Annotated in this window: 19 protein-coding genes; 11 read left to right on the forward strand and 8 right to left on the reverse strand. The window is 71.6% G+C overall.

The window, feature by feature from the left end; translation table 11 throughout:
- Positions 1-13: 13 nt before the first annotated feature.
- Together ACWCSV_RS19240 and ACWCSV_RS19245 are read right to left on the reverse strand one after the other, a co-directional pair.
- The gene (locus ACWCSV_RS19240; RefSeq protein ID WP_390965317.1) at positions 14-430 is read right to left on the reverse strand and encodes a PLD nuclease N-terminal domain-containing protein; all 417 of its coding nucleotides are present in this window, start codon (positions 428-430) and stop codon (positions 14-16) included.
- Between the two features lie 55 nt (positions 431-485).
- Positions 486-1,310: a class I SAM-dependent methyltransferase gene (locus tag ACWCSV_RS19245; RefSeq protein WP_451143681.1), complete on the reverse strand. Its 825-nt coding sequence runs from the start codon at positions 1,308-1,310 to the stop codon at positions 486-488.
- Positions 1,311-1,454: 144 nt separating this feature from the next.
- Here ACWCSV_RS19245 and ACWCSV_RS19250 point away from each other — a divergent pair, with 144 nt between their 5' ends.
- A complete protein-coding gene (locus ACWCSV_RS19250; RefSeq protein WP_451143683.1) occupies positions 1,455-2,912 on the forward strand; it encodes a menaquinone biosynthesis decarboxylase in 1,458 nt (485 codons plus the stop codon).
- Positions 2,909-3,826 (forward strand): menaquinone biosynthesis prenyltransferase MqnP, encoded by a 918-nt coding sequence (gene mqnP / locus ACWCSV_RS19255; RefSeq protein ID WP_451143685.1) that lies wholly within the window; start codon positions 2,909-2,911, stop codon positions 3,824-3,826. Before ACWCSV_RS19250 ends, mqnP begins: the two co-directional genes overlap by 4 nt.
- Here the strand turns inward: mqnP and ACWCSV_RS19260 are convergent.
- Entirely contained in the window at positions 3,816-4,433 is a 618-nt protein-coding gene (locus tag ACWCSV_RS19260; protein WP_451143687.1) for a rhomboid family intramembrane serine protease, read from the reverse strand. The genes mqnP and ACWCSV_RS19260 overlap by 11 nt on opposite strands.
- Positions 4,434-4,583: 150 nt before the next feature.
- Here ACWCSV_RS19260 and ACWCSV_RS19265 point away from each other — a divergent pair, with 150 nt between their 5' ends.
- Positions 4,584-5,252 carry a UbiX family flavin prenyltransferase gene (locus ACWCSV_RS19265; RefSeq protein WP_451143840.1) on the forward strand — a complete coding sequence of 223 codons (669 nt, stop codon included), beginning with the start codon at positions 4,584-4,586 and terminating at the stop codon, positions 5,250-5,252.
- A 46-nt stretch (positions 5,253-5,298) separates the two neighbouring features.
- Here ACWCSV_RS19265 and ACWCSV_RS19270 read toward each other — a convergent pair whose 3' ends face one another.
- Positions 5,299-5,439 (reverse strand): hypothetical protein, encoded by a 141-nt coding sequence (locus tag ACWCSV_RS19270; RefSeq protein WP_451143846.1) that lies wholly within the window; start codon positions 5,437-5,439, stop codon positions 5,299-5,301.
- Between the two features lie 146 nt (positions 5,440-5,585).
- On the opposite strand from ACWCSV_RS19270, the gene ACWCSV_RS19275 reads away from it, so the two are divergent.
- The 6 genes from ACWCSV_RS19275 (at position 5,586) to ACWCSV_RS19300 (ending at position 11,015) form a co-directional block, all read left to right on the forward strand.
- Complete coding sequence (locus ACWCSV_RS19275; protein WP_266707593.1) at positions 5,586-6,041, forward strand: Lrp/AsnC family transcriptional regulator; 456 nt, start codon at positions 5,586-5,588, stop codon at positions 6,039-6,041.
- Positions 6,042-6,089: 48 nt separating this feature from the next.
- Positions 6,090-7,253 (forward strand): aminofutalosine synthase MqnE, encoded by a 1,164-nt coding sequence (mqnE, locus tag ACWCSV_RS19280; RefSeq protein ID WP_451143688.1) that lies wholly within the window; start codon positions 6,090-6,092, stop codon positions 7,251-7,253.
- Positions 7,254-7,445: 192 nt separating this feature from the next.
- Positions 7,446-7,970, forward strand: a complete 525-nt coding sequence (locus ACWCSV_RS19285) for an N-acetyltransferase family protein (RefSeq protein ID WP_451143690.1) — start codon at positions 7,446-7,448, stop codon at positions 7,968-7,970.
- A gap of 149 nt (positions 7,971-8,119) precedes the next feature.
- Positions 8,120-8,413 (forward strand): DUF4229 domain-containing protein, encoded by a 294-nt coding sequence (locus ACWCSV_RS19290; protein WP_451143692.1) that lies wholly within the window; start codon positions 8,120-8,122, stop codon positions 8,411-8,413.
- 435 nt (positions 8,414-8,848) lie between these two features.
- Positions 8,849-10,198, forward strand: coding sequence for a dicarboxylate/amino acid:cation symporter (locus tag ACWCSV_RS19295; RefSeq protein ID WP_451143694.1), 1,350 nt, complete (start codon positions 8,849-8,851; stop codon positions 10,196-10,198).
- 175 nt (positions 10,199-10,373) lie between these two features.
- Positions 10,374-11,015, forward strand: coding sequence for a TetR/AcrR family transcriptional regulator (locus ACWCSV_RS19300; RefSeq protein WP_451143696.1), 642 nt, complete (start codon positions 10,374-10,376; stop codon positions 11,013-11,015).
- Between the two features lie 42 nt (positions 11,016-11,057).
- On the opposite strand, the gene ACWCSV_RS19305 is transcribed toward ACWCSV_RS19300, so the two are convergent.
- The 3 genes from ACWCSV_RS19305 to ACWCSV_RS19315 form a co-directional block, all read right to left on the reverse strand.
- Positions 11,058-11,483 carry a nuclear transport factor 2 family protein gene (locus tag ACWCSV_RS19305; RefSeq protein ID WP_451143698.1) on the reverse strand — a complete coding sequence of 142 codons (426 nt, stop codon included), beginning with the start codon at positions 11,481-11,483 and terminating at the stop codon, positions 11,058-11,060.
- A 63-nt stretch (positions 11,484-11,546) separates the two neighbouring features.
- Entirely contained in the window at positions 11,547-12,413 is an 867-nt protein-coding gene (locus tag ACWCSV_RS19310; protein ID WP_451143700.1) for a MaoC family dehydratase, read from the reverse strand.
- A 4-nt stretch (positions 12,414-12,417) separates the two neighbouring features.
- Positions 12,418-13,737 carry a 3-oxoacyl-ACP reductase gene (locus ACWCSV_RS19315; RefSeq protein WP_451143702.1) on the reverse strand — a complete coding sequence of 440 codons (1,320 nt, stop codon included), beginning with the start codon at positions 13,735-13,737 and terminating at the stop codon, positions 12,418-12,420.
- A gap of 175 nt (positions 13,738-13,912) precedes the next feature.
- On the opposite strand from ACWCSV_RS19315, the gene ACWCSV_RS19320 reads away from it, so the two are divergent.
- A complete protein-coding gene (locus tag ACWCSV_RS19320; RefSeq protein ID WP_451143704.1) occupies positions 13,913-15,175 on the forward strand; it encodes an acetyl-CoA C-acetyltransferase in 1,263 nt (420 codons plus the stop codon).
- Between the two features lie 59 nt (positions 15,176-15,234).
- Positions 15,235-17,172 carry an AMP-dependent synthetase/ligase gene (locus tag ACWCSV_RS19325; RefSeq protein ID WP_451143706.1) on the forward strand — a complete coding sequence of 646 codons (1,938 nt, stop codon included), beginning with the start codon at positions 15,235-15,237 and terminating at the stop codon, positions 17,170-17,172.
- Positions 17,173-17,202: 30 nt separating this feature from the next.
- Here ACWCSV_RS19325 and ACWCSV_RS19330 read toward each other — a convergent pair whose 3' ends face one another.
- A complete protein-coding gene (locus ACWCSV_RS19330; protein WP_451143708.1) occupies positions 17,203-17,655 on the reverse strand; it encodes a hypothetical protein in 453 nt (150 codons plus the stop codon).
- Positions 17,656-17,661: the final 6 nt, after the last annotated feature.

The raw sequence follows: 17,661 nt of genomic DNA on the forward strand, positions 1-17,661 counted from the left end.
CGTGAACCTCTGGTCAGGCGGTCGCCGGAGGAGGCGTCCCCGGTGCTTCGTCGGGGCCGGTACCGCGCTCGCGGCGCTTGAGCTCGTCCTCGCGGCGGCGCAGGTCCGCCTCCCAGTCCTTCAGGAGCGACTCGTCCCGCCTGTTCTCCGCGCGGAGGCTCTGGAGGAACTCCGGGTTGTCGTCCGGCGCCACCCACTGGGTGCGGTGGTTGCGGTGCCACTCGGAGGGCGTACGGCCTCCGGCGGGCGCGTGCCGCAGCTTGCCCGCGGCCAGCCAGACGATCGGACCGACGATCCAGAACAGCAGGATGATGAAGACCCAGGCGACCTTCGGCAGGTGCTTGGCCTCGTCCTCCGGGGTGTTGAGGCAGTCGATGAAGGCGTAGATCGTCAGCGCCAGCGGCAGGAGATAGATCAAAGCCCTGAACATGGTTGAGGATTCCCCCCGGGAACGGCGGTGGGGCGTGAAGGCCCCCGGTGAGGCGTCAGGGTACCGGCTGTGGATGACACCCCACGGCGAGCAGATGTGAACTGGCGGCGAGAAGCCCCGGATGAGCCTCCGCCAGACGGGCCGCGGCGAGCGCGGACTCGAACAGCGGCGAGCCCACGAGCGACTCCCCGGTGTGCTGTTCCGTCGCCTTCAGCAGCGACCAGGCCGGTCCCTCGATCCCGTACACCACCGGGTCCTCGCACCCGGAGTCGCGCAGCTCGGCCACCAGTTCCTCCGGGGTGTGGAAGTACGCCTCGGTGAACCCGCGCCGGCCGTCGTACACCCCCGTCGCCAGGCTCTCCACGATGCTCTCCCCGATGGCGGGGTGGTGCAGGTGGGCGTAGGCGGTGTGCTCGAAGAGCGGGGCGTACCGGTTGATGCCCGCCGCCGCGACCGGCCCGCCCGGCCGGACCACCCGGCGGGCCTCCGCCAGGGCGGCCTTCCGGTCGGCGGGGCCGGTCAGGTGGTAGAGCGGACCGAGCAGCAGCACCACGTCGTAGGCGGCGTCCCCGGCCGGGAGCGCCCGCGCGTCCCCCTGCTCGGCGGTGGCCCCGGTCTCCAGGGCCTCCCGGACGTGCCGCTCGACCGGGTCGACGAGGTGGACCTCGTACCCCGCCTCCACCAGCCAGCGCGCGTGAGCACCCGGGCCGCCGCCCACGTCGAGCACCTTCGCCGGGGCGGGCGGCAGGTGGCGGCGGAGCAGTTCCCGGGTCCGCACCAGCTCCAGCACCCCGTCGGCGCTCTTGGCGAGACGGGCGGACTCGTCGTAGCCGGAGGTGTAGAAGTCGATGATCCCGGGCGGTACCTGGTGGGGCGCCATGCGTTCCTCCTGGGGGCGGCGGATTCGCAGGACACGCTACGGCTGCCGCGTGCGGCGGGCACCCGCGTTCCCCCCGTTCCGCCCCGGCGCGGCGGCGGGGGAGCGCCCGAGGGGGAGTGCGGGGAGGATGACAAACTGGTGGGCATGGCTTACGACGATCTTCGCTCCCTGCTCCGGGCCTTGGAACGTGAGGGCGATCTCAAGCGCATCAAGGCCGAGGTCGACCCGTACCTCGAAGTCGGCGAGATCGTCGACCGCGTGAACAAGGCCGGCGGGCCCGCGCTGCTCTTCGAGAACGTCAAGGGGTCCTCGATGCCCCTGGCCATGAACGTGTACGGCACCGACCGGCGGCTGCTGAAGGCGCTCGGGCTGAAGGCGTACTCGGACATCAGCGACAAGATCGGCGGGCTGCTGAAGCCGGAGCTGCCGCACGGGTTCATCGGTGTGCGCGAGGCGTTCGGGAAGCTCGGCTCGATGATCCACGTACCGCCGAAGAAGGTGAAGGGGGAGAGCGCCCCCGTCCAGGAGGTCGTCCTCACCGGTGACGACGTGGACCTGGACCAGCTTCCCGCGCTCTTCACCTGGCCCGAGGACGGCGGCTCCTTCTTCAACCTGGGGCTGACCCACACCAAGCACCCCGAGACCGGCGTCCGCAACCTCGGGCTCTACCGCCTCCAGCGCCATGACCGCCGCACCATCGGCATGCACTGGCAGATCCACAAGGACAGCCGCAACCACTACCAGGTCGCCGCCAAGCGCGGCGAGCGGCTGCCGGTGGCCATCGCCTTCGGGGCGCCGCCCGCCGTGACGTACGCGTCCACCGCACCGCTGCCCGGGGACATCGACGAGTACCTCTTCGCCGGGTTCGTCCAGGGCAAGCGGATCGAGATGGTCGACTGCAAGACCGTGCCGCTCCAGGTCCCGGCCAACGCGGAGGTCGTCATCGAGGGCTGGCTGGAGCCGGGCAGGATGCTCCCCGAGGGGCCCTTCGGCGACCACACCGGGTTCTACACCCCGCAGGAACCGTTCCCCGCGCTGACCATCGACTGCGTGACCATGCGGAAGCGTCCGCTGCTCCAGTCGATCGTGGTCGGCCGCCCGCCCACCGAGGACGGGCCGCTGGGCCGTGCCACCGAACGGTTCTTCCTGCCGCTGCTGAAGATCATCGTCCCGGACATCGTGGACTACCACCTCCCCGAGGCCGGCGGCTTCCACAACTGTGCGATCGTTTCGATCGACAAGAAGTACCCCAAGCACGCCCAGAAGGTGATGAGTGCCATCTGGGGCGCCCACATGATGTCGCTGACCAAGCTGATCGTCGTCGTGGACTCCGACTGCGACGTCCACGATCTGCACGAAGTGGCCTGGCGGGCGCTCGGCAACACCGACTACGCCCGGGACCTGACCGTCGCCGAGGGGCCGGTCGATCACCTCGACCACGCCTCCTACCAGCAGTTCTGGGGTGGCAAGGCGGGCATCGACGCGACGAGGAAGTGGCCCGAGGAGGGGTACACGCGGGACGGAGGCTGGCCGGAGATGGTCGAGTCCGACCCGGAGACGGCGGCGAAGGTCGACCGCCGCTGGAAGGAATACGGACTGTGACTGCCGCAGACGCAGCGCTGGGCCACGGCCCGGCGCAGCCCAGTAGCAAGGTGAAGGCGTTCCTGCGGCTGGTGATGATCGAGCACTCGGTGTTCGCGCTGCCCTTCGCGTACATCGCCGCGCTGATCGCGATGTTCCAGGTCAGCGAGTCGATCCACTGGGTCGAGCTGCTGCTCGTCACGGTGGCGATGGTGGGCCTGCGGACCTTCGCGATGGCCGCGAACCGGATCATCGACCGGGAGATCGACGCGCGCAATCCGCGCACCGCGACCCGTGAGATCGTCACCGGCGCGGTGTCCGTACGCTCCGCGTGGACGGGCGCCGTGGTCGCGCTGGTCTTCTTCCTCGGCGCCGCGGCGCTCCTGAACCCGCTCTGCCTCGCGCTCGCGCCGATCGCGGTCGTGCCGATGGTGGTCTACCCGTACGGCAAGCGGTTCACGAACTTCCCGCACGCCATCCTCGGCATCGCGCAGGCCATGGGCCCGATCGGTGCCTGGCTCGCGGTGACCGGCAGCTGGTCGTGGGACGCGGTCATCCTCGGGCTCGCCGTCGGCGTCTGGATCGGTGGCTTCGACCTGATCTTCGCCTGCCAGGACGTCCGCGCCGACCGCGCGCACGGCGTGCTCTCGGTTCCCGCCCGCTTCGGCATCCCGGCCGCGCTCTGGGGCGCCCGGGTCTGCCACGCGATCACGACCGGGCTGCTCGTCTGGTTCGGCCTCGCCACCGACGCGGAGCTCTTCTACTGGATCGGCATGGTGATCGTCGCCGTGGCCTTCGTGTACGAGCACCGGGTGGTCCGCCCGCACGACCTGTCCCGCCTCAACCGGGCGTTCTTCTCGGTCAACGGCTTCATCGGCATGGCGCTCTTCGCCTGCACCCTGCTCGACCTGGTGGTGCGCGGCCTCACGCCGTGACACCCGGATACGGGGGGCGGCGCGGCCGGCGGAACAGGAAGGCCGCGCCCACCCCGCCGATCAGCCCGAAGAGATGGGCCTGCCAGCTGATCCCGGAGTCGGTGGGCAGCACGCCCCAGACGATCGAGCCGTAGACGCCCGCGACGAGGACGCCGACCACGACGTCGAGCGCGCGGCGGTCCACGAAGCCCCGGACCAGCAGGTACCCGAAGAGCCCGAAGACCACCCCGGACGCCCCCAGCGTGACCGTGTCCGCCGGGGCGGTCAGCCAGACGCCGACCCCGCTCACCAGCACGGTCGTCGCCACCACGCCGAGGAACCGGCGGACCCCCGCGAGCGCCGCCGTCCAGCCGAGGACCAGCAGGGGGACGGTGTTGGACGCCAGGTGGTCCCAGCTGCCGTGCAGGAAGGCGGCGGGCACGACGTCGCGCAGCTCGGCGGGGTCGCGCGGGCTGATGCCGTACGGGTCCAGGGCGTGGCCGGTCACCACGTCGATGCCCTCCAGCAGCCAGAGCAGCGCGATCCAGCCCACCATCAGGGCCGCTGCCGTCGCGGCCCGGGAGCCGGCTCCCGGGCCCACCGCGGAGCCCGAACGGATGTCGGCCATGGGTTCCTCCTCGTACCGGACGGCCACGGGACGGCCGCTGGGCGGCCACCGGCGGCACGACGGAACAACGCCCAAAACCCCCCGGCCGGTTCCGGGTTCGGCCGGTGCGCGGGGTGCGGCTACTCTCGGCGTGTGGAATCCACGACTTCAGTGAGTCAGCAGCCGCGTCGGCCTTGGATTGTCGGGGTGTCGGGCGCCTCGGGGACCCCGTTCGCCGCTTCGGTGGTGCGCGGGCTGCTCGCCGCCGGTGAGGACGTGGACCTGGTGGTGAGCCGTGCCTCGCGGCTCACGCTGCTGGACGAGACGGGGATCGCCTTCCGCGACGCGCACTGGCGGGACGACCTCGCGAGCTGGCTGGCGCGGGGGGCGGACGGCAAGCCGGACACCTTCGACCCGGACCTCTCCGGGGTGCGCCACTGGCCCGCCGGGGACCTCGCCGCGGGCCCCTCCTCGGGGTCGTACCCGGCGAAGGGGATGCTGATCGTCCCGGCCTCGACGGCCTGCGTGGCCGGGGTCGCGCTCGGGCTGTCGAAGGACCTGCTCCAGCGGGCCGCGAGCGTCACGCTCAAGGAGCGGCGCACCCTCGTCGTCGCCGTACGGGAAACACCCCTGAGCGGCGCGACGCTGAAGCAGATGGTGGCCCTGGACGAGGCGGGGGCCGTGGTCCTTCCCGCCTCCCCGGCGTTCTACGCGGGCGCCACGCACATCCAGGACCTGGTGGACTTCGTCGCGGGGCGGGTGCTGGACGCGGCGGGGGTGCCGCACGGTCTGTACCGCCGGTGGGAGGGGGAACTCGGTGGCGGCTCACGCACCGCCTGAGGCCGGGGCCACCCGGTCGGCGCTTCCCCGGGCGCGGACCGTCGGGTCAGCGCTTCCTGTGACGCGGGGCGCGGCTCTTCGCGACGGGCCGTGCGGCCGCGGGCCGGTCGGCGCGCGAGCGGTTGGCCTGGTCCTGCAGCTCGCGCATGCGGGCGTAGGCCACCTCGAACGGAAGCACGGTGTTCACTCCTGAAGGTTCGGCGGCGTTGCTTCGAAACAGGGTTCGACAGCGCTTCTTGAATATTTCGAAAGATTCGCAGGGTGAAAGCCCTGTTCGCCTTAAATTCTATACATAGACTTGCGATACTGCTGAACAATGGAAGGTTCTGTCATATGGACGCGGTGGACAGGCAGCTCATCCAGGCCCTCCGGGAGAACGGCAGGGCGTCGTACGCCGAGCTGGGCCGGCTCGTCGGCCTCTCCGGCCCCAGCGTCACCGACCGGATCAACCGGCTGGAGTCGGCCGGTGTCATCACCGGCTACCGCGCCACCGTCAACGCGGCGGCGCTCGGCCTCGGCGTCACCGCGCTGATCGGCATCTCGCTCTCCGACGCGGCCGACCACGAGGACGTGGCGCGCCGGCTGCGCGACCTGGAGGAGATCGAGGACGCCTGGTTCATCGCGGGCGACGACTCCTACATGCTCAAGGTGCGCGTCGGCGACGTGGACGGCCTGGAGAAGACGATCCGCCGGCTGAGCGGAACCAAGGGCGTCTCCCGCACCCGGACGACGATCGTGCTCTCCACGAAGTGGGAGAACCGGGTCGGGGAGCTTCCCGAAGAGCGCTAGGCGTACGGTGGGGCGAAGTCTGTTACGGAGAGAAATGGGAGGCGTCTGGTGGACGCGGGACTCAAGCGCGAGCTGGAGGAGAAGGTCCGGGCCGGCGAGCGGCTGAGCCGCGAGGACGGGATCGCTCTCTACGAGTCCGACGACCTCGCCTGGCTCGGTGGGCTGGCCCACGAGGTGCGCACCCGTAAGAACGGTGACGTCGTGCACTTCAACGTCAACCGGCACCTCAACATGACGAACGTGTGCACCGCCTCGTGCGCGTACTGCTCGTTCCAGCGCAAGCCGGGCGAGAAGGACGCGTACACGATGCGCATCGAGGAGGCCGTCCGCCTCGCCAAGGCGATGGAGAACGACAACCTCACCGAGCTGCACATCGTCAACGGGCTCCACCCCACCCTGCCGTGGCGGTACTACCCGCGCTCGCTCAGCGCCCTCAAGGAGGCGCTGCCGAACGTGGCGCTGAAGGCGTTCACGGCGACGGAGATCCACCACTTCGAGACGATCTCCGGCCTCAGCGCCTCCGAGATCCTCGACGAGCTGATCGAAGCCGGTCTGGAGTCGCTGACCGGCGGTGGCGCGGAGATCTTCGACTGGGAGGTCCGTCAGCACATCGTCGACCACAACACCCACTGGGAGGACTGGTCGCGCATCCACCGCCTCGCGCACGAGAAGGGTCTCAAGACCCCGGCGACGATGCTGTACGGGCACATCGAGGAGCCCCGTCACCGCGTCGACCACGTGCTGCGGCTGCGCGAGATGCAGGACGAGACCGGCGGCTTCCAGGTCTTCATCCCGCTGCGCTACCAGCACGACTTCGTGGACATGAAGGACGGCAAGATCCGCAACAGGCTCCAGGCGCGGACCACGATGGCCACCGGCGCCGAGGCGCTGAAGACCTTCGCCGTCTCCCGGCTGCTGTTCGACAACGTGCCGCACGTCAAGGTGTTCTGGGTGATGCACGGTGTGCAGACCGCCCAGCTGGCGCTCCAGCACGGCGCGGACGACATGGACGGCTCGGTCGTCGAGTACAAGATCACGCACGACGCCGACAACTACGGCACGCCGAACAAGCTCGGCCGTGACGATCTGCTGGAGCTCATCCGGGACGCGGGCTTCCAGCCCGTCGAGCGCAACACCCGGTACGAGATCATCCGCGAGTACCCGGGCCCGGACGCCGACCGGCGCGAGACGCCGCAGGCGATGCGGGTCTGACACCACGTGTTCGCCGAGGGGCCCCGGTCGCAGGTACGCCACCTGCGGCCGGGGCCCCTCGGCGTTTCCGGCCCGGCGGCGCCTTCCCCGGCGCGTCCCGGCAGTCCCGGCCGGTCCCGGCCCTTTCCCGGCCTGTCCCGCATGCCGGAAAGCTGGTTGAGGCCATCGAGGTGTAATGGTTAATCTAGCCTCATGCCTCTTACCTTCACCCTGGACCCCGACTTCGGGCCCGAGCTGCGCGACGGTCTCCTCACCCTCTGGACCGACGTCTCCAACGCGGGCGGATCGGTCGGCTTCGTACCGCCGGTCACCACCGAGGACGTACGCCCCGAGCTGCTCAAGCACCTCACCGCGATCGCCGAGGGGCGCACCCGGCTGCTCGTCGGACGGGACGAGGACGGCACGGTCGCGGCGACCGTCTTCCTCACCCTCAACACCCACCGGCTGATGCGCCACTGGCTCTGGCTCTACACGGTGATGGTCCACCCCTCCCACCAGGGCAAGGGGTACGGGCGCGACCTCATGGCGGCGGCGGCCGACGCGGCGCGCACCCTCGACGGCATGGAGTACATCCGGCTCACCTGCCGGGGCGGCACCGGCGTGGACCGCTTCTACGAAAGCTGCGGCTACAAGGAAGTGGGCCGGGTGCCGGGGGCGATCCGGGTCGCCGACGGGGACGACCGGGACGACATCACCATGCTGCTCCCGCTCGCCTGACCGGTCCTGGGTGAGCGTTCCCGCAGTTCAGGCGGGGGCGATCGGGGTGCGCGGGGAGCCGCGGCAACCCCGTGAACCGAACGATTTCGGGGCATGCTTCACTGGTCGGGCAGGATCGCATCACCGTCGTACGTAGAGAGAGGTCAGCCGTGTCCGCTGCCAAGCCGAGCGCAATGATCCGGTACTCCGCGCTGCGACTGTTGATTTTCGTCGCCTGCTTCTTCGTCGCGGGGGTGGCGGTCCACTTCGGTGTGATCCCCTCCGGCGTCGGTGGCTCCAACGTCGTCTGGGTCGTCCTGCTCGGGCTGGTGCTGTCCGCCCCGCTGAGCTACGTCCTGCTGCGCAAGCAGCGCGACGAGATGTCCGTCCAGGTCGTCGAGAAGGTGGACCGCGCCAAGGCCCGCCTGGAGGCGAACCGCGCGCGCGAGGACGCCGTCCAGTAGGACCCGGTTCTCGCCGCCGTGAGACCCGGCACGTAACCTTCGTCACATCCGCGCCCCTCGGGGTGCGTCGCACCTCGGACCCCGGCCCGGAGCAAGTCGCTCCGGAACCGGGGTCTTTGACGTCTTTATCCGCTGCTTACCGGCCATGCTCCGTCGGATGCGCACCCATAGAAAAGCTTTGAGGGCCTCAAAGTCGCGGTGTTAACGTGAACGACATGAAGACAGCAGTGCGAATCCGCTACGCCCCGGGCGTCCCGCTCGTGGCGCGCCTGCACGTCGATCTCTGCCGCTGTACGACCGCGGCCTGTTGTCGTCTCTGATCCGACAGCATGCAGCGGCGCCGCCTCCCGGCGAGGACGCCGCCTCCGTCCCCTTCCCCTTCTCGCGTACGCGTGCCTTCCCATGCGTACGCCGCGTCCTGTCTGGAGTGTGTCCGTGTCCGCGAACTCCGCGTCCACCACGGAGACCACCGAGCCCAAGAGCTCCGGTTTCCGCATACCGAAGGTGCCCTTCTGGGCCCAGATCGTCGCCGGTCTGGTCCTCGGTGTCGTCCTCGGCTGGATCACCCGCTCGTACGACGTCGCGTGGCTCTACACCACGCTCGACAAGGTCGGCCACATCTTCGTCCAGCTGCTGAAGCTGGCCGTCGCGCCGCTCGTCTTCTTCGCGATCCTGGTGTCGATCACCAACCTCCGCAAGGTCAACAACGCGGCCCGGCTCGCCACCCGCACCCTGCTCTGGTTCATGATCACCTCGCTGATCGCGGTGGCCATCGGCCTCGCCATCGGTCTGATCACCAACCCGGGCTCCGGCACCGGCCTCACGCCGAAGGACGGCCTCAAGCCCGAGCACGCCGGCTCCTGGCTGGACTTCCTCACCGGCATCGTCCCGACCGACGTGATCACGCCGTTCACCGAGCTGAACGTCCTCCAGATCGTCTTCATGGCCGCCGTCGCCGGCATCGCCGCGCTGAAGCTCGGCGAGAAGGCCCAGCCGATCCTCACCCTCAGCGAGTCGATCCTGGAGCTGCTCCAGAAGGCCCTGTGGTGGGTCATCCGCCTCGCCCCGCTCGGCACCGTCGGCCTCATCGGCTACGCCATCGCCGACTACGGCTGGGACCTCATCGGCAAGTACGCCACCTTCACCGCCGACGTCTACGTCGGCTGCGCCCTGGTGCTGTTCGGCGTCTACCCGCTGCTCCTCGCCACCGTCGCCAAGGTCAGCCCGATCCAGTTCTTCAAGGGCGCCTGGCCCGCGATCCAGCTGGCGTTCGTCTCCCGCTCCTCGGTGGGCACCATGCCCGTCACCCAGAAGGTCACCGAGCGCCTCGGCGTCCCGAAGGAGTACGCCTCCTTCGCCGTACCGTTCGGCGCCACGACCAAGATGGACGGCTGCGCCGCGATCTACCCGTCGCTGGCCGCGATCTTCATCGCGCAGATCTTCGACGTGCAGCTCGGCGTCGGTGACTACATCCTGATCGCGTTCGTCTCGGTCATCGGCTCGGCCGCGACCGCCGGTCTCACCGGCGCGACGGTCATGCTGACGCTGACCCTCTCGACTCTGGGCCTCCCGCTGGAGGGCGTCGGCCTGCTCATGGCCATCGACCCGATCCTGGACATGATGCGCACCGCCACCAACGTGGCCGGCCAGGCGCTGGTCCCGGTGATCGTCTCGGCCCGCGAGAAGATCCTCGACCTGGGCAAGTACAACTCCGCCTCGGCCTCGCCGGTGGACGAGATCGAGGTCGCCGAGGAGGAGCCCGTCCGGGTTCCCGTCGCCGCCTGATCGCACCGCGTACCGCGCGCCCCGGGGGCGCCCGGGTCCTTCGGGACCTGGGCGCCCCCGCGGCGTTTCCGGTGACGTTTCCGGAGGCTGGGTGCGCCTCCGCGCACCGGGGGCCTTCCGCGCTCCCCGTACCCTTACTCGGGAGTAAGGCAGCGGGGGCGGAAGGAAGTCCGACATGGATGCGGTGAAGAGCAAGCGGATGCCACGCGCCGTGCGTGAGCAGCAGATGATGGACGCGGCGGTACAGATCTTCGGGCAGCGCGGCTACCGCGCGGCCTTGATGGACGAGATCGCGGAGCTCGCCGGCGTGTCGAAGCCGCTGGTCTACCTGTACCTGAACTCCAAGGAGGAGCTCTTCACCGCGTGCATCCGCCGTGAGGCGAAGGCTCTGGTGGACGCCGTCCAGGCGGGGGTGGAGCCGGGGCTGCCCGCCGACCGGCAGCTCTGGGAAGGGCTGCGCGCGTTCTTCCTGCACACCGCGGAGAACCCGGACGGCTGGGCGGTGCTGCACCGCCAGGCGCGGACGCACGGGGAGCCGTTCGCCTCGGAGATCACCACCATGCGGGACGAGATCGTCGCGTTCGTGACCGGGCTCATCGGCGCCGCCGCCCGGGAGGCCCACCACGACCCCGCGCTGCCCGACCGGGACGTGGCCGGGCTCGCGCAGGCGCTGGTGGGGGCCGCCGAGGCGCTGGCAGGCTGGGCCAACGAGACCCCGGGCGTCTCGGCCCGGGAGGCGGCGGCGACGCTGATGAACTTCTCCTGGGCGGGCCTGGAGAACCTCATGAACGGGCGGCCCTGGCAGCCGCCCGTCTGATCCGGCGGCTCCGGCCGGAGCGGGGCCGGTGGGCGGCGGCCCTCAGGGGGTCTCGGGCGCCAGTCCGGCGGCGACCAGGGCCGCGTAGACCGCCTGGCCCAGTGCCTGTACGGCGGACTGGGGGCGCACCATCACGGTGAACTCCTTGATCAGCCCGGCCTCGTCGAAGTGCAGCAGGTCGATGCCGTGGATCTGGGCGCCGTTCACGGTGGCGCGGAAGACCAGGATCTCCGAGGGGGCCTCCTCGCCGTCGGCGCTGGTCTCGGCGGTGCCCTCGTACTGGCCGACGTAGCGGAAGTCCTCGAAGACCTGGAGCAGCACCCCGAGGAGCCCCAGCACCTGGGGCTTCCCGTCGAAGGGGGTGAACTTCACCGGGCTGTAGAGGCGGACGTCGTCGGTGAACAGGGCGTCCAGGCCCGTGAGGTCACCCTTCTCCACGGCGGCGCGGAAGCGTTCGGCGGTCTCCATGGTGCATTCCTCCTGGTGTGCGTGCGGTGCGAGGCGGTGCCGTGCGGGTCGTACCGTACGGGCTCACAGGTCGCGGGTCACCGTGCCGGTGAGGTGGATGCGCGCGCCGTCCGGGCCGCCGCGCAGCTGGAACGTCGTGCCCGAGCCGTCCGCCGCGTACGTCACCGTGCCCGGGAGCAGTACGGGGGCCCGGAACTCCGCCCGCAGGGTACGGATGTGGTCGGCGCCCTCCGCCTCGGCGAGGCAGCGGGCGACGGTCCACATGCCGTGGGCGATGGCCCGCGGGAAGCCGAACAGGCGGGCGGTCAGCGGGTGGAGGTGGATCGGGTTGCGGTCGCCCGAGGCGGCTCCGTACCGCCGGCCCAGGTCGCCGGTGAGACGCCACTCGGCGACGGCGGGCAGGACGGGGGCCTCATGCGTGGCGGCGCCCGCGGACGGCGTGGCGGCGGCTTCGGCCGGCGTGGCGGGGGCGGTCCGTACGGAGTGGCGGGCGAGGTACCCGCTGCGGGACTCCCACACCAGCTCGTCCGCCACTCGGGCCTCCGTCACCACGGTGGCCTCGGTCCCCCGGTGATGCGGCGTCAACGCCTCCGCGTAGACGGTGAGTTGGAGTGGTTCCGCCGGCTGTACGGACCGGTGGGAGGTGATCTCGATCCAGGTGTGGACGAGCCCCAGCACCGGCAGCGGGAACGCGCGTGCCGTCATCAGCCGCATCGCCGGCGGGAAGCCCAGCACGTGCGGATAGGTGAGCGGGAGCGGGCCGCCCGCGGGGAAGTGGCAGATCCGGCGGTAGCGGGCGAGGAGTTCGGCCGGTGCGGGGATCGCGGGGCCGGTGACGCGGGTGGCCGGGAGTGCGGCGCCGGGGCGCCCGGGCCGTTTCAGCGGTGAGGTCAACGCGCCGCGCAGAAGCGAGAGTTCGAGGCCTGGCATCGGCTCACGCTCCCAGCAGGCTCTGGCCGCAGACGCGTACCACCTGGCCGTTGACGGCGGTGGAGGCGGGCTGGGCGAACCATGCGGTGGTCTCGGCCACGTCCACCGGAAGTCCGCCCTGGGAGAGGGAGTTCATGCGGCGGCCGGCCTCGCGGATGAAGAGCGGCACGGCGGCGGTCATCTTCGTCTCGATGAAGCCGGGGGCGACCGCGTTGACCGTGACTCCGTGGTCGGTGGCGGCGCGCGGGGCGAGCGAGCGGACCAGGCCGATGATGCCGGCCTTGCTCGCCGCGTAGTTGGTCTGCCCGTTGTTCCCGGCGATGCCCGCGATGGAGGCGGTGGCGACGATCCGGCCGCCCCGGTTGAGGGTGCCCGACTTGAGGAGCGCGTCCGTGGTCCGCAGCACCGAGTCGAGGTTGACGTCGATCACGGAGGCCCAGCGGTCGGCCGCCATGTTGGCGAGCCGGCGGTCGCGGGTGATGCCCGCGTTGTGGACGAGGACGTCGAGCCCCTCCGGCACCGCTGCCGCTATCCGCTCGGCGGCGTCCGGTGCGGTGATGTCCAGCGGCAGCGCGGTGGCGCCGAGCCGGTCCGCCGTACGCACCAGGTCGCCCTCGGCCTGGGGCACGTCGAGGCAGATCACCCGGGCACCGTCGCGCGCCAGCACCGAGGCCACCGCCTCGCCGATGCCCCGGGCGGAACCGGTGACCAGCGCGGTACGGCCGGCCAGCGGGGCGAACCAGTCGGCGACCGGGTCGGGCGTCGCGCCGGAGACCTCGACGACCTGGCCGCTGACGTACGCGGACCGGGGTGAGAGGAGGAAGCGCAGGGTGGACTCGGCGGACGCGGCGGCGCCCGGCACGACCCGTACCAGCTGCACGGTGGCGCCCCGGCCGATCTCCTTGCCCAGGGAGCGGACGAACCCCTCCAACGCCTGCTGCGCGGCGGCCTGGTGGTGGTCCTCGGAGGACGGGACCGTACCGAGGACGACGATCCGGCCGCTGCGGGCGACCGAGCGGACGACGGGGTGCAGGGCCGCGTGGAGGGCGGCGAGCCCCGCCGCGGAGGTGATGCCCGTCGCATCCACGACGATCCCGGCGGGCCGGTCGGCCCGCTCCACCACCGGCAGCCCGAGGCGGGCGAGCACCTCGCCGACCTCGCCGGGTACGGCCGGGTCGCCCGCCGCGAGGTGCAGCAACGGCCCGTCGAGGGTGGGCGTCTCCAGGGACCAGCGGCGCAGCGGCGCGGGCTGGGGGAGGCCCAGGCGCCGGGTGAGGAAGCGGCCGGGGGCTGTGCCGGTCAGGTGCAGATAGCGGTCGGCCATTGTCCAGACTCCCTGCTCGGTCGTAGATTTACTCCGGAGTAAGGTTACTCAAGAGTCAGGAGCTGGTCGAGATGAACCGCACGCGGACACGGCCCGGGGCGACGGCATTGCTCGGGGCGACGGCGCTGCCCGGGGTGATCGCAGGGACCACGGCGGCCGGGACGGGAGGGGCGCGATGATCCCGCTCCCGCAGCCGCGCCGGGTCGCCGTCCTCGGCGGCAGCCGCATCCCCTTCGCCCGCTCCGACGGCCCCTACGCCGAGGCGTCCAACCAGCGGATGCTGACCGCCGCGCTCGACGGGCTCGTCGAGCGGTTCGGCCTGGCCGGGCAGCAGGTGGGGGAGTTCGCCGCCGGTGCCGTGCTCAAGCACAGCCGCGACTTCAACCTCGCCCGCGAGACCGTGCTCGGCTCCCGGCTGGACCCCCGCACCCCCGCGTACGACGTCCAACAGGCGTGCGGCACCGGGCTCCAGGCCGTCATCGGCGTGGCCAACAAGATCACCCTCGGAGCGATCGACTCGGGCATCGCGGGCGGCGCGGACACCGCGAGCGACGCACCGCTCGGCGTCAACGACGAGCTCCGCCGCATCCTGCTGAGCGCCCGCCGCGCCAAGGGCAACGCCGCCCGGATCAGGGCACTCGCGGCCGTCCGCCCCCGCCACCTCGTCCCCGACATCCCGCGCAACGCCGAGCCGCGCACCGGGCTTTCGATGGGCGAGCAGGCGGCGATCACCGCCCGCCGCTGGGGCGTCACGCGCGAGGACCAGGACCTGCTGGCCGCGGCCAGCCACCAGCGGCTGGCCGCCGCCTACGACCGGGGGTTCCTGGACGACCTCGTCGTCCCGTACCTCGGCCTGGAGCGGGACCAGAACCTGCGGCCCGGCTCCACGGTCGGGAAACTCGCCACGCTCAAGCCGGTGTTCGGCGCCGGCCACCCCGACGCGACGATGACGGCGGGGAACTCGACCCCGCTCACCGACGGCGCCGCCACCGTGCTGCTGGCGAGCGAGGAGTGGGCCGAGGAGCGCGGCCTCACGCCGCTCGCGTACCTCACGCTGTACGAGACCGCCGCCGTGGACTACGTGAACGGCGAGGACGGCCTGCTGATGGCCCCGGCGTACGCGGTGCCCCGGCTGCTGGAACGGGCGGGGCTCACCTTCGCGGACTTCGACCTGTTCGAGGTGCACGAGGCGTTCGCCTCACAGGTGCTCGCGACGCTCGCCGCCTGGCGGAAGCAGGGCCTCGGCACCCTCGACCGGGAGAAGCTCAACGTGGCCGGCTCCTCGCTCGCCACCGGCCACCCGTTCGCGGCGACCGGCGCCCGGATCGTCGCCACCCTCGCCAAGCTGCTGGCGGAGCGCGAGGGGCCGGGGCGCGGGCTGATCTCGATCTGCGCGGCCGGGGGGCTGGGGGTGACCGCGATCCTCGAACGGCCTTGAGACGAGACCTGTCCGCCGCCGGACCCGACCTGCCACCGCCCCCCTCCGAGGAGCCGCACGTGTCCACGCCCCCTGCCCCGCCCGCATCCCCGGCCGACGGCACCGCTCCCGCCGCCGCGCCGCCCGTCCTGGTCCCCCCGGTTCTTCTGCGCGGCACGGACGGCCGCGTGCGGGAGGTCTCCGTACCCGCGTTCGCACCGCCCGTACGGCACGGCTCGCTCGCCGAGATCCCCTTCGACAACGCGCGCGAGGCGCCCTCGGACGCCGTCCTCAGCCGCAAGCAGGAGGACGGCAGCTGGCGGGACGTGACCGCCCTCGCGTTCGCCGACGAGGTACGCGCCGTCGCCAAGGGCCTGATCGCGGAGGGGTTCCGGCCCGGCGCCCGGATCGCGATCATGGCCCGTACGACGTACGAGTGGACGCTGCTCGACTTCGCCGCCTGGGCCGCCGGACTCGTCACCGTCCCGATCTACCCGACGTCCTCGGCGTACCAGGTGCGGTGGATCCTCCAGGACTCCGGCGCGCAGGCCTGCGCGGTCGAGACGAAGGAGCAGGCGCGGATCGTCAGCCAGGAGCGCCGGGAACTCGCCGGCCTGGCCCACCTGTGGCAGCTCGACACCGGCGCGCTCGGCCGGCTCAGGACGGCCGGCCAGCACGTGCCCGACGCGGCGGTGGACGAACGCCGCGCCCTGCTGAGCCCGGACCACGCCGCCACCCTCATCTACACCTCCGGCACCACCGGCCGCCCCAAGGGGTGCGTCCTCACCCACGGCAACTTCTTCGCCGAGGTCGACAACGCCATCGAACTGCTGCACCCGGTCTTCAAGTCGGTCTCCAAGTACCCCGCCTCCACCCTGCTTTTCCTGCCGCTCAGCCATGTCTTCGGCCGGATGGTCGCGATCGGCTGCCTGCGCGCCCGGGTCCGCCTCGGCCACGCCCCCTCCATCCGCACCGAGGACCTGCTGGAGGACCTGGCCGGGTTCCAGCCGTCGTTCCTGCTGGCGATCCCGTACGTCCTGGAGAAGGTCTTCAACACCGGGCGCGCCACCGCCGAGAAGATGGGCCGCGCCTCCTCCTTCGACCGGGCGGCCCGCATCGCCCAGCGGTACGGCCAGGCCGTCGAGGCCGCCGAACACGGCACGGGCCCCGGTCCCGGTACCGCCCTGAAGATGGCCCGCAAGCTCTACGACCCGCTGGTGTACCGCCGTATCCGGGCGGCCCTCGGCGGCCACGTCCGGTACGTCATCTGCGGTGGCTCCCCGCTGGGCGGCCGGCTCGCCTCCTTCTACGCGGGCGCCGGCATCGAGATCTTCGAGGGGTACGGCCTCACCGAGACCACCGCCGCCCACACCGTGACCCCGCCGCTCAAACCCCGTCTGGGCACGGTGGGCTGGCCGCTGCCCGGGACCTCGGTGCGGATCGCGGACGACGGCGAGGTGCTGCTCCGGGGCGGCCAGGTCTTCCACGGCTACTGGGACGCGCGGACCGGCACCTCCGTACCGGTGCTGCAGGACGGCTGGTTCGCCACCGGCGACCTCGGCGCCCTCGACGACGACGGCTACCTCACCATCACCGGCCGCAAGAAGGACATCATCATCACCTCGGGCGGGAAGAACGTGATCCCGGCTCCGCTGGAGGACTGGCTGCGCGCCCACCCGCTGGTCGGCCAGTGCATGGTCGTCGGCGACAACCGCTCCTTCATCACCGCGCTGATCACCCTGGAGGAGGACGGGCTCGCGCACTGGAGGCAGATGAAGAAGAAGCAGGGCGTACCGCTCCGCGAACTGGTCGACGACCCGGAACTCCGCGCGACGATCCAGCACGCGGTGGACGAGGCCAACGGGCTCGTCTCGCGCGCCGAGTCGATCCGCAAGTTCACCGTGCTGCCCGTCGACTTCACCGAGGCGAGCGGCCACCTCACGCCCTCGCTGAAGCTCAAACGGGACGCGGTGGCACGGGACTTCGCCGCCGAGATCGAGGAGCTGTACCGGAAGTAGGCACGGCCGGCGGCGCCTGCTTCCGGCCCGTCAGCCGAGCCGGACCCGCGCCAGGAGTCCGGCGGCCGACCGCCTGCGGGCCCGGCGGACGCTCCGGAGCGTGGCGAGTCCGCAGGCCACGGCCGCGAGGAGCGGGATCAGCGGAGCCGCGAACGCGGCGGACCGGGCCAGGGGGCTCGTGTGCGGGGTGATGTAGCCACCCCAGGGGGCGGGTACCGCCTCGACGGTACGGCCGGAGTGCTGCCGGCCCGGCAGCACGACCGGGGTGCCGTCGGGCAGGGTGCCCTGGCAGCGGACGTAGCTGTTCTTGCCGGTGTCCCGGGTCGCGCAGGCGGTGACGGCCACCCGCACCACCGGGCCGCCCGGCGCCACGTACGCCAGGCCGACCAGCACGGCGAGGACCGTCGCTCCCGCACAGAGCGCCGTCAGCAGCCCCCACAGGACCGGCGTCGGCCACGTTTCGGTGACGCCCCTGCTCCTCATGGCGCC

This window comes from Streptomyces sp. NPDC001770 (assembly GCF_053596135.1).

Excerpts from the sequence above, each read along its gene's own strand:
- ACWCSV_RS19240 (WP_390965317.1), bottom strand. The coding sequence starts at position 430 with ATGTTCAGGGCTTTGATCTATCTCCTGCCGCTGGCGCTGACGATCTAC.
- ACWCSV_RS19245 (WP_451143681.1), bottom strand. The coding sequence starts at position 1,310 with ATGGCGCCCCACCAGGTACCGCCCGGGATCATCGACTTCTACACCTCC.
- ACWCSV_RS19250 (WP_451143683.1), top strand. The coding sequence starts at position 1,455 with ATGGCTTACGACGATCTTCGCTCCCTGCTCCGGGCCTTGGAACGTGAG.
- ACWCSV_RS19260 (WP_451143687.1), bottom strand. The coding sequence starts at position 4,433 with ATGGCCGACATCCGTTCGGGCTCCGCGGTGGGCCCGGGAGCCGGCTCC.
- ACWCSV_RS19275 (WP_266707593.1), top strand. The coding sequence starts at position 5,586 with ATGGACGCGGTGGACAGGCAGCTCATCCAGGCCCTCCGGGAGAACGGC.
- ACWCSV_RS19285 (WP_451143690.1), top strand. The coding sequence starts at position 7,446 with ATGCCTCTTACCTTCACCCTGGACCCCGACTTCGGGCCCGAGCTGCGC.
- ACWCSV_RS19300 (WP_451143696.1), top strand. The coding sequence starts at position 10,374 with ATGGATGCGGTGAAGAGCAAGCGGATGCCACGCGCCGTGCGTGAGCAG.
- ACWCSV_RS19305 (WP_451143698.1), bottom strand. The coding sequence starts at position 11,483 with ATGGAGACCGCCGAACGCTTCCGCGCCGCCGTGGAGAAGGGTGACCTC.
- ACWCSV_RS19310 (WP_451143700.1), bottom strand. The coding sequence starts at position 12,413 with ATGCCAGGCCTCGAACTCTCGCTTCTGCGCGGCGCGTTGACCTCACCG.
- ACWCSV_RS19315 (WP_451143702.1), bottom strand. The coding sequence starts at position 13,737 with ATGGCCGACCGCTATCTGCACCTGACCGGCACAGCCCCCGGCCGCTTC.
- ACWCSV_RS19320 (WP_451143704.1), top strand. The coding sequence starts at position 13,913 with ATGATCCCGCTCCCGCAGCCGCGCCGGGTCGCCGTCCTCGGCGGCAGC.
- ACWCSV_RS19330 (WP_451143708.1), bottom strand. The coding sequence starts at position 17,655 with ATGAGGAGCAGGGGCGTCACCGAAACGTGGCCGACGCCGGTCCTGTGG.